At 67.2% G+C, this 5,622-nt stretch carries 3 protein-coding genes; all 3 read right to left on the bottom strand.

Features of this window, described 5'->3' with window-relative positions:
* Window positions 1–594 precede the first annotated feature (594 nt).
* On the bottom strand, window positions 595–2,877 hold the full coding sequence (locus G6O54_RS26660; protein ID WP_165230168.1) for a GH92 family glycosyl hydrolase: 2,283 nt from the start codon (window positions 2,875–2,877) through the stop codon (window positions 595–597).
* Window positions 2,878–2,941: 64 nt separating this feature from the next.
* Window positions 2,942–4,063 carry an ROK family protein gene (locus G6O54_RS26655; RefSeq protein WP_165230165.1) on the bottom strand — a complete coding sequence of 374 codons (1,122 nt, stop codon included), beginning with the start codon at window positions 4,061–4,063 and terminating at the stop codon, window positions 2,942–2,944.
* Between the two features lie 31 nt (window positions 4,064–4,094).
* Entirely contained in the window at window positions 4,095–5,267 is a 1,173-nt protein-coding gene (locus G6O54_RS26650; RefSeq protein ID WP_165230162.1) for an MFS transporter, read from the bottom strand.
* Window positions 5,268–5,622: the final 355 nt, after the last annotated feature.

The following is a 5,622-nucleotide window of genomic DNA, read 5'->3' as shown; positions in this document are numbered from 1 at the left end:
CAGGCTCCTCTTCGGATCCCGACCCGCCATTGCATGGAGCCGAGCCATCAACCGGGCACCGAGCAGCATTGCGACTCTCCGTTGCAAGATCAAGGTTGGATCGATTTCGAGATGACCCGTTGCTCTTACTGCGACACCATGCGGCGCGTGGACATCGCCGGGGCAGATCCGCGGCGGACGGCGTCGTCCGCCTTCAATGTCAATCATTCAGCGGCATTCTCGCTCAGATTGGGCGCCCGAGGACCTGCAAACCGATGGCGCACAACGACCCAATGCCGGGCGCCACCGGCGCTCGGTCCGTCATCGCGAGATTAATGGGCTAGAATGGCCACGCAGCCACGGTTGCGTTCGGCGCTGCCGGACGCAGTCCGGACCCATGGGCCGGCACGACCGAGAGTCGACCTCACCGACGACACTGGCGAACTTGACGCGTCATCACAGACGCTTTGGCGAACAATAGCAAAACTGGCGACACATGCGACTCATCAAGCCTAGTCGCTCGCGTGCGAGGAATGCAAGAAAAAAAGCGAGGAACGTTCGTTCCTCGCTTAACTCGGCTGATTCAGGAGGTCTGATAAGGAATCGTACGTTTCCCTACCTTGCGGTTACGGATGTCGGGACGGGGTTCCCGGGCCGATCTCCGGCGGCGGTCCCCCAGGTCTTGCAGGGATTCGGTCCCATCTGGAGCTCGAGCGTCCCGCCGGCCACGATCTGGTTGTGGGTGATGTAGCTCTTTGCGTAGGGCTGGCCGTTGAGCGTGGCCGACTGGATGTAGACGTTCTGCGGCGAGTTATCCTTCGCCACGACCGTGAACTTGCCCCCCTTGTAATGGGCGGGATCGAGCGTGATGGTGGCCGAGTCGGCGAGCGGGCTGCCGATCACGTAGACGCCGTCGGCCGGGTCCACGGGGTAGAAGCCCAGCGCGGAGAAGACGTACCAGGCCGAGGTCTGGCCGCAGTCGTCGTTGCCGCAGATGCCCGAGGGGCTGTTGTTGTACAGGGTGTCCGCGATCTTGCGGACCAGGGCCTGCGTCTTCCACGCCGCGCCGGCGTAGTTGTACAGGTAGGCCACATGGTGGCAGGGCTCGTTGCCATGAGCATACATGCCGATGACCCCGGTGATGTCCTGCAACTGGTTGGGGATCTTCTGTGCGGGGTCGAACATCTCGTCGAGCTTCGCCGTGAACTTGGCGTCGCCGCCGAGCTTGCCGATCAGGCCCGGGACGTTATGCGGGACGAAGAACTCGTAGTGCCAGGCATTCGCCTCGGTGTAGCAGTTCATGTCGATCGCCTTCGGATCGAAGGGCAGGACCCACTCCCCCTTCTCGTTGCGGCTCCGGACGAAGCCCGTCTCGGTGTCGAAGACGTTCTGCCAGTTCTGCGCCCGCTTCTCGTACCTGTCCGCGAGCTCGGTCTTGCCCATCGCGCGGGCGAACCGGGCGATGCAGATGTCGTCGAAGGCGTATTCCAGGGTCTTGGCCGCGCTCTGCTCGTCCTTCTTTTGGATCACGTAGCCGGCATCGCGATAGGAGTCCAGGAACTGGCGGTTCATGTTCGTGGAGTCCACCATCGCGTTCAAGGCCGCGCCGGCATCCCAGTCGCGGAAGCCCTTGAGGTAGGCGTCGACGATGACCGGGATCGAGTGGTTCCCGATCATGCAGTCCGTCTCCTTGCCGCCGTTCGCCCAGACAGGCAGGTAGCGGTTGTCCGGGTTGGCGAACTGGAAGTGAGCCAGGCAGGTCTTCACGAAGTCGTTCACCCGCTGCGGCTGGGTGAGGGTGAGGAGCGGATGCTCGGCGCGGAAGGTGTCCCAGAACGAGAGCTCGGTGTAGTAGTCGAAGCCCTTGACGGTGTGGACCTTGCCGTCGGGCCCGCGGACCTGCCCGTCCACGTCGTTCAGGACGGTCGGCGCGACCAGGGTGTGATAGACCGACGAGTAGAACGTCTGCTTGAAGTTCTCATCCTTCGACTCGACCTGGATCGGCGAGAGCGCCCTGTCCCAGGCGGTGAAGGCCGCCGCGGCCGTGGCGTCGAAGTCCCAGCCGGGCATCTCGGCCCGGAGGTTCTTGCGGGCCCCCTCGACGGACACCGTGGAGAGCGCCACCCGGGCCAGGATGACCTCGCCCGCCTTCGTCCTGAAATCGACGTGGGCCTGGACGTTCTTGCCCTGGGCTTCTTTCCCCTCGGCCGGCTTGTGGTCCCTCGCCACCCCGGCGCCGTCGAACGGGCGGGAGAACTCGATCACGAAGTAGAAGATCTTGTCGCCCCCCCAGCCGTCGGAGCGACGAAAGCCGGTCAGGGTGCGATCGTCGGCGACGGTGACCTGCGAATCGGTCGGCCGGTTGCTGATGCCGTGCCAGAGGTCCAGGACCACGTGCGCATCATCGGCCTGCGGGAAGGTGTAGCGGTGCAGGCCCGTGCGGGTGGTGGAGGTCAGCTCGACGTTGACCTTGGGGTCGGTGAGCATCACCCGGTAATAGCCGGGCCTTGCCTCCTCCTGGTCGTGCGAGAAGGCGGAGCGGTAGCCCTCGCCGGGCTTGCCCCCCGCATCGAGCCGGAGCGTGCCGACGGTCGGCATCAGCAGGATATTGCCGAGGTCGCCGCAGCCCGTGCCGCTGAGGTGGTTGTGGGAAAAGCCCATGATGCTGCCGTCGGAGTAGTGATAGCCGGAGCAGCCGTCCCAGGTCTCGTCCCGGGTGTCCGGGGAGAGCTGCATCATGCCGAAGGGGAGCGTCGCGCCCGGGAAGACGTGGCCGTGCCCGTCGGTCCCGATCAGCGGCTTGACGTGGTCGGCCGGGCCGGCCGCCAGGCAGGCCGTCGTCAGGAAGGTCAGGGCGATTGCGGGAAGTCCGCCGGCCCTGTGAAGAAGGCATTTCATGGGGGCAATCCTCTGGAGACGTTGATGGAGTCTGGGTTCTTTGGTGTCGCCGATCCCTCGGAAATCACGCGGACGCGGCCGCCCCGCGATCGAGCTTCCTCAGGGCGAAGGCACAGGCGCCGACGGCGACCGCCTCGCTGGTGCCGAGGCGGGACATCCCGATCCCGATCCTCGGGAGCGGGTCGTACTGCAAGGTTCGGGTCCCGCCCGGGACCGTGATCGAGCGGGCGGCGCCCTTCAGGAACGCCTCGAGCTGGGCCGGGTCCTCGAGATTGAAGGCCTTCGAGGCGAGCCGGCCGAAATGCCGGCCGTCGAGGCCCGTGAACGTGCCATTGAGCTCGTCCACGACCGCGGGCAGGAAGAGCGCCGAGGCCCCGGAGAGCCCGCCGCCGATGACTGCCAGGCTGTCGGTCAGCGTGAGCGCATTGGCCATCGCGTCGCCGACGACCTCGCCCATCCGGCGGAAGGCCTCGAGGGCGGCCGCGCGGTCGCCCGGTGCCTTGCCCACGCCGATGTCGAAGATCTCGCGCGGCTCCGGGGCCCGGTCGAACGAGAGGCCCGCCTTCTCGGCGAAGGTCCGCCGGACGGCGCGGATGCTCACGCCCTCCTCGGCGTTCAGGTCGCGGTCCAGCTTGTTCCGCAGCAGCCAGACCTCGCCGGCCATCGAGTTGTCGCCGACGAACAGCTCGCCGTCCCGGACGATCCCGCCGCCGAAGCCGGTGCCGAGGGTCACTCCGAAGAGGTTCCTGTATCGCTTGGGACTTCCCGCCTTCTCGAGCAGGCCGTTGACGTGGGGGAGGAAACCCGCGATGGCCTCGCCGTAGACGAACAGGTCGCCGTCGTTGTTGATGAACGTCGGGATCCCGAAGCGATCCTCGAGCATCGGCCCCACCGCCACGCCGCCGCGGAAGCCCGGCAGGTTTTGCAGGTCGCCGACGACACCCGCCGGGTAGTCCGCCGGGCCGGGGAAGGCGAAGCTGATCGCCACCGGCGGCTCGGGGCAGAGGTCGCGGGTCCGCGTGAAGCCCTCGATCATGTTGGCGAGGCACCGGTCCAGGTCGTCGCCGTTGGAGGGGAGCGCGACCGTCTCGGTGACCGGCTCCTTGCCCCGCATGGCAACGAACCGGAAGTTGGTCCCGCCGGCGTCCAGGGTCATCACGATGCGAGGATCGTCGCCGAAGCTCATGGCTGGCAGTCTCCGTTCCGGTGGGCCGGTCTCAGGCCACCCGCGCGGGGTCGAGGGCCGTCGCCGGCTTGCCGCCCCGCAGCGACAGCACCAGCAGGTACGCGAAGCAGGCGGCCGGGACGATGTAGGCCCATGCCCCCAGGTTCATGTCCTTCAGGGCACCCATCACGAGCGGCACGATCGCCCCGCCCGAGATCGCCATGCACATCAGGCCGCTCAGCTCGTTGGCGCGATCGGGCCGCTCCTCCACGGTGATCGAGAAGAGCATCGGCCAGATGTTGGCGAAGCCCAGGCCCGCCATGATCACGCCCGCCAGCGACAGCGGCTGCGAGCCGCTCATCAGCGCGGCCGCACCCAGCAAGCCCAGCAGGGCGGAGATCCGGAAGCAGGTCCGCGGCGTCATCACGGTCAGGATGGCGCTCCCGAGGAGCCGGCCGACCGTCAACGCCAGGAAGAAGACGGACGGCCCCCAGAACGCCGAGGCCTTCTCGTCCAGGCCGAATCCCTGGAGGGTCGGCTGGAGGAACCGGCCCATCGAGGCCTCGGCCCCGACGTAGAGGAAGATCCCGACGACCGCCAGCAGGAAGACCGGCTGACTGAGCAGCGACAGGCTGGAGGCGATGCTCGGCGGCTCATCCACCTTGGCCTCGTCCACCTTCAGGAAGAGCACGGCCACGAACGCCAGCATCATCAGGACGCAGAAGACGGGGAAGGCGCCCCGCCAGCCCATCGAGCTGAAGAGCGCCAGCGAGCCGATCGCGAGCACGATATAGGTGGAGGCCGCGCTGCCGAGCCCTTTGATCCCCTGGGCCAGGGCCAGGTTGCGGCTGTAGCTCCCCGAGGGGCTGACGTCCCGCATGATCGGATTGCCGGCCACCTGGAGGAAGGTCGTGCCCACGCCCAGGAGGAAGATGCAGCCGAGCACCACGGCGAACGGCGGCTCCATGATCGACGGCAGCACCAGCGCCAGGGCGTTGAGGCCCAGGCCCAAGAGCAGCAGCTTTTTCTTGCCGATCCGGGCCGCGAGCACCCCGCCCGGGACGCTGCAGACGGCGAACGCGATGAACACGCTGAACGAGACGAGCGTCGATTGCCAGTTGCTCAGGTCGTAGGCCGTTTTCATCTTCTCGGCGTTGGGGCCCATGGCGTCGGCGAGGCCCATCAGGAAGAACGCCAGGAAGATCGGCAGGGTCTTGAATTGCATCGGAGAGGCTCTCAGAGACGAGTGGACGCGCAGCCGCCGACGCCGGGCGCCGAGGCGATCCCACGGTCGAGGGAACGGGATCTTCTCATGATTCAAGTCGACACGCGCGACGGCCTGCGCGGGGCCCAGCCCCCGGCCGATCGCGGCTACACAGGGACCCATTATGAGGCCGGCGCAAGGGCCGAATCAAGGGGCTCGCCCTGCTCGCGCGACGTTCCGCCGGGGCGTCTCGGTCGCGAACTCCGCACCGTGGACGAGGCCCGCGGGTTCGTGTATAGGGGAACCTGTGCCGCTCGGCCTGGTCCCGCGTTCTCCGGACGTGCCGGGGACCGGCGATCATCCCGGTGCCCCCCCA

Origin of the sequence: Aquisphaera insulae (assembly GCF_011064615.1) — a bacterium.
Lineage (GTDB): Bacteria > Planctomycetota > Planctomycetia > Isosphaerales > Isosphaeraceae > Aquisphaera > Aquisphaera insulae.
Note: the sequence above shows the minus strand (reverse complement) of the source record. Positions and strands in the feature narration are given on the sequence as shown.

Excerpts from the sequence above, each read along its gene's own strand:
- G6O54_RS26660 (WP_165230168.1), bottom strand. The coding sequence starts at position 2,877 with ATGAAATGCCTTCTTCACAGGGCCGGCGGACTTCCCGCAATCGCCCTG.
- G6O54_RS26655 (WP_165230165.1), bottom strand. The coding sequence starts at position 4,063 with ATGAGCTTCGGCGACGATCCTCGCATCGTGATGACCCTGGACGCCGGC.
- G6O54_RS26650 (WP_165230162.1), bottom strand. The coding sequence starts at position 5,267 with ATGCAATTCAAGACCCTGCCGATCTTCCTGGCGTTCTTCCTGATGGGC.